Origin of the sequence: Bacillus sp. AF62, assembly GCF_050312695.1 — a bacterium.
GTDB lineage: Bacteria > Bacillota > Bacilli > Bacillales > Bacillaceae_G > Bacillus_A > Bacillus_A cereus.
The window spans coordinates 1-5,158 of record NZ_JBNPJZ010000143.1; the positions used below are offsets into that span (position 1 = coordinate 1).

Below are 5,158 nucleotides of genomic sequence, written 5' to 3' on the forward strand. Positions count from 1 at the left end.
TACTTGTATAATTATGTATCATAGAAAATATCCTTTTTTGTACAGATTATACCATAGATTCTAAACAGGTTCTTATAAAAATGTAAGATATATTTTTCGGGAAAACTCTGTAAATATAGATCCTCTTTAGGAAATCATTATAATTAAATATCTTTGAATACAAGTTATAACAATTTGTTGAGGCTCGTAAGATTCGTATGATGGTGTCGAAAATCTAAGTAAGACTTATATTTCTGAACTTCCTGAATCATACGAAGAATGCGAAGTACAAGAAGATGAATGGCGATCACTGTCATGGCTTCCATAAGCCGCATTTGATGTCAGTGTATGATGAGACCACATATCATTTGTTGTGTAATCGTTATTTCTTTTTATAGAATTTTGTTTCACTTTCCTATTCTGTTCCTTCTTTTGAAAAACATTTCGTTTCGCCTCCTTCCAATAAGAAAAGTACCCAAATGAATGCTGAAAGAATCTTCTTGTAATTAGTTTATAGATACAATTATTTTATGCAGGGAAATGAATAGACTAAATATCTTTAGTTAACATAATGATTATTACATGACAGTCCTTCAAACGGGAAATAGTTATGGTTGTGCGATTCTTGTTTTCTACCTTTATACATTTTTTATACATCGTTGATGTTACGGCATTTCTAACACTCGTTCTTTCTTGTTTCTTGCATAAACTTTACCTTGTTAACTTTTTGTATTTTTAGTTTAATAAACCAATTTTTTAATTCATTTTTAGTAACATAAACCTATCCATCGCATATAGTATCTTGACTCCTTACTTTTCGAACTATTATTTGTTCATGACTCACACACATAACAATAATAGTGAATGTAAGTTTCATAAAACGGGTACTCGGTCATCGGTACTCATTTTTTACATAAAAAAGAGCCCCAAAATAGGCATATATAACCAAAATTGAAATATAGTATATCAACACGTTCTATCATATTTCTTTGATATGTACAGAAGAGGCTATTTCATTCGTCTCTTTTTTATTGTATTCCTTTCTCAATAAAAAGAGAGCATCCTATGATTGAAATGACCCCTAAAAGTTAGACACGGTTATTTCATTAGGCAGCTTGATAAAAGTGAGTCCGGTATTGTACCGGGCTCATTTTTAATTTTGCCTTAATCCGTTTCGTATTATAATAATCTATATATTTTTCTAATTCTATTTTAAAGTGCTCTACATTTTCAAATTCTTTTATGTAGATGAACTCCGACTTCATAATTCCAAAGAAATTTTCTATTACTGCCTTGTCGTAACAGTTGCCTTTTCGAGACATACTCTGGACGATAGCTCTTGATTCAAGTGTCCGGACGTACTGTCTCATTTGATAATGCCATCCATGATCCGAATGCATCAGTAGTTGGCGGGTTTCAGGTAAACGTTCCAATGCTTTCTCTATCATGTCTGAAACAAGCGAATACGTCGGTTTAGAACCAATTGTATAGGTAATAATTTCACCATTATACAAATCTAATACAGGTGATACATACAGTTTTTCTCCAAACAATTTAAATTCTGTGATGTCTGTTACCCACTTTTGATTCAGTGCATCTGTATGAAAATTACGCTCTAAAATATGAGGTGTAATTCTACCGACTTTTCCTTTATAGGATTTATATTTCTTCATACGCACAACACACTTTATCCCAAGCTCTTTCATAATGCGCTGAACCTTCTTGTGGTTCACTTTCTGGCCACGATTCGTTAATTCATCACGAATGCGACGGTAACCATAACGACCTTCATTTTCCTCATAAATCGCTTTAATCTCCGCTTTCAAATCGGCATCTATATCTGGACGATTCATTTTCTTTACTAAATCATAATATGTGCTTCGAGGAATAGTAGCTAGCTCCACGAGTGCCTTCACCGAATATGTATGCCTTAATTCATAGACTACTTGCACTTTGTCTTGTTTTGTGATTTTTCCTTGTTTTGAACTAAGGCATTTAACTTTTTTAAATACTCATTTTCCATCTCAAGCTGTTTAATGCGTGCTTCAAGTGCTTCGACTGACCCTTCAGCTAAAGGTTGTTTTAATTGTTTATTTGAATCTTTTTTCATGGATGGACGCCTCTTTTTCTTAAATTGAAGGGCATCAATTCCTTGTGTTTCGAGCTGTTTTTTCCCAACAGAAATCGTTGAAGGGCAGGAATATTAAAGATAGCTGCCGTCTCAAATAGGGACATACCATTTTCAATCATAAAGTTTAGTACGTCTAGTTTAAATTGTTGTGTGTAATTTGTACATCGTTTTAGAAAAGCTTCCAGACCATTCTGTTTATATTGGTTTACCCAATTCAAAATGATTGTGTCACTTATACCGAGCGATCTACCCATTTCTCGATAACTTTCATTTCCGTTCAAATAACGTAGAACGATTTGTATTTTTTCATCAGCTGTAAATTTAGCCATAGAAAAACTGCCCTCCAATTGTTAGACTGTGTCTAACAATTGGAGGGCAGTTCATGATATCGATGCTCTTTTCATGAGAAAGGAAGCTATATGAGTGGTTGAAATATAGTAACAAAGAATGGTCCTTTCTTTACCATATGTACAACCTTATTAAAGTGACACAAAAAACAATCGTTTTCATGCCTCTCTCTTCAGCTGTACGTAAATAGTAAAAATTCCCTCCAGTAAAAAAGGTATACGTAACCAAATAAAGAATTCTATACTAGGCATATCTCTTATCATTTTTTGTAAACATGTACAAAAGAGACGAATTCACTCGTCTCTTTTTTTATTTTTTTGGTATACAAAACCAATCCATAGCAAATAGTAAAAATGGAAGAAAGACAAACCATTTTGTTTTTGTATGAATACCCCTTTGGATCATTTACTAACTCCTAATTAGATAGCAAAATACGTTTGGAATTCTTCTACAAGGAGTGAAAAGTACATCATGCAAATTTTCCATCAAAATTTCTTACCTCACATATTGCATGTGCATTTTTCATTCCTTTTTGAAATGAATTCTATAATAAGGTACGTGATATTTTCTTATCCATACATAAGAGCACCTGTGCCCAAGGTGCCCCTTCGATTGAAAATAAGATGAATTTGGTCTTCTATATAGTATATGTACCTCCTCCACGGTATGTGAAACCAAAAAGAGCACTCCAAAAATGAGTGCTCTCTTAAAAGATAGCAAAAACTGTATTTGTAACTGTTCTATACTAATATATATAATCCCATTCTCATTATGCTAAAAACTTTCTTTTTCCAAACGAAACATATCCGTTTTCATGAGTGCTACACATAAAAGTACAGAAAACTCTTCTTAATAAAAGAAGTTTTTACAAGATGAAACTATGTTACTCTGGGCATGTCTCTAAAAAGACATATCTCTTAATAGGATGTTACAATTTATTTGTATCGTTCTAATTTTTCGACTAATTTTTTTGCGATTTCTGTTGTACTTTTTAAAATGGCAGAATTATCTTGTACATTTTTTTCTCTGTGTCTGGAATATTTAATTGTCGAATACTATTATCTAGCTCTACATGCTCATTATCTTGAATCTGTAATAATGCTGATAAAACAGCCAATAGCTGTTTCTGTTGTGATGAATTCATACGATAGTATCGCCCCTTCTATGTCTGGTTACCCTATCATATGTTTGTTTCACGATACTTGTTCCTATGAACTTAAGTACTCATATTGTTTCCCTAATACTCTCCTCTTCCAATAGGCTCTTTTTTGCTTAAATTTATTCTAGAATCTTCTTACCTATATACAAGATATAGCAAAATACAACACCTTATCAACCCACTGAATTTATTAATTCACCTATTGGTACGTTTTTTTCTTTTTATAACATTTTTGGTTCTGATAAAAAAAGAGAGCATCCTTTTTAGATGCTCTCCTCTCTCAACGGCTCCATTCAATTCGCACCATTGTAGCTGGTTTCGGTTTTTAGTTGCCGCCAATATGGATCGTTTAGATATCGAATTATAAAGAGCTTCTTATGAGTCTTGTTTTCCTCCACTCCTCACCATACAAATATAACACGCTCATTCACAAACATCTCATACTTTTCCTGCCAAAAAGCTGTCAGGACTCTGCCATTTTTATTCTCGTATTTCAAATGTCTTAATCTCATTTGTTAGTTCCACTGGAACCCCTAAAAATGTTTTTTCTAGTTTCTTCATTTTCCTATCCATTAACCATTCTGGATACGCCAACTGTTCAAGTATCATTCTATAATAATCTGGATTTAACCTTAATGTATTAGGATTTTCCCCCGCTTGCATTTGATATTGAACCAATGCTTGTAATAACTGTTCACACACCATTTCTTTCACCTCTTCTCATATATAACTTGTATACGTAAAAACATCATCTAGTGTGTTTGACTTACCCATATCTTGTATTGTGTGTAACTAATCTTTTCACCAAATCCCTTGATAACATTGGCTTCACTATATTTTATCTGTTGAGTTACACAATATAAAATTTATGAATAACTGTATAGATTAAAATAAAAAACAATGCTTAGATTTTAAACCTAGTCATTGCTTTATCCATTGCATCTTGCTTTACCCCTATATAACGTAATGTTACCTTCTCTGACGAGTGATTGAATATCTCCATCAATACTGCAATATTTTTTGTTTGCATGTACATATCATACCCATACGTCTTTCTCAAGGTATGTGTTCCTATCTCATCTAATCCGAATTCTGTTGCCACTCTACTTAATATCTTATATGCCATGCTACGACCAATTGGACGATTCCTACCTTATCTGCTTTGTAATAAATACTCCTTGTCTTCTCTTTCTTCAATAAACCATTTCAGTTCTCTTTTCAGTGCTGCAGTAATTTGTATTCGTTTCTGTTTCCTTGTTTTCTTTTCCCTCATAGAAATATGACTTCCTTTGACATCTCCTACTTTTAATTTCAAAATATCAGAGATTCTTAAACCCGTATTTAGAACCTGTCTAAAATCTTTGCTATAATATAGAGGGTGTTGCAAAACTCATAAATATCCAAAAATGAATGCATAAAGAAATCCATTTTACAAATTTTATTTGCCTACGTAGACAGTTTAGACATTGGAGGCGTTCCGCCTATGACAGGCCGCCCACCCATCTGTAGAAAAGCTTTACTCAAATGTTTTTTTGTAAAAA

At 32.9% G+C, this 5,158-nt stretch carries 2 protein-coding genes and 2 pseudogenes; all 4 read right to left on the reverse strand.

The window, feature by feature from the left end:
- Nucleotides 1-1,085: 1,085 nt before the first annotated feature.
- Nucleotides 1,086-2,439, reverse strand: a pseudogene (locus ACQRBL_RS30320) (IS3 family transposase).
- 1,010 nt (nt 2,440-3,449) lie between these two features.
- Nucleotides 3,450-3,602, reverse strand: a complete 153-nt coding sequence (locus ACQRBL_RS30325) for a hypothetical protein (protein ID WP_241752610.1) — start codon at nt 3,600-3,602, stop codon at nt 3,450-3,452.
- A 495-nt stretch (nt 3,603-4,097) separates the two neighbouring features.
- Nucleotides 4,098-4,322, reverse strand: a complete 225-nt coding sequence (locus ACQRBL_RS30330) for a hypothetical protein (protein WP_023523954.1) — start codon at nt 4,320-4,322, stop codon at nt 4,098-4,100.
- A 199-nt stretch (nt 4,323-4,521) separates the two neighbouring features.
- Nucleotides 4,522-4,962, reverse strand: a pseudogene (locus ACQRBL_RS30335) (tyrosine-type recombinase/integrase); the annotation flags it as partial.
- Nucleotides 4,963-5,158: the final 196 nt, after the last annotated feature.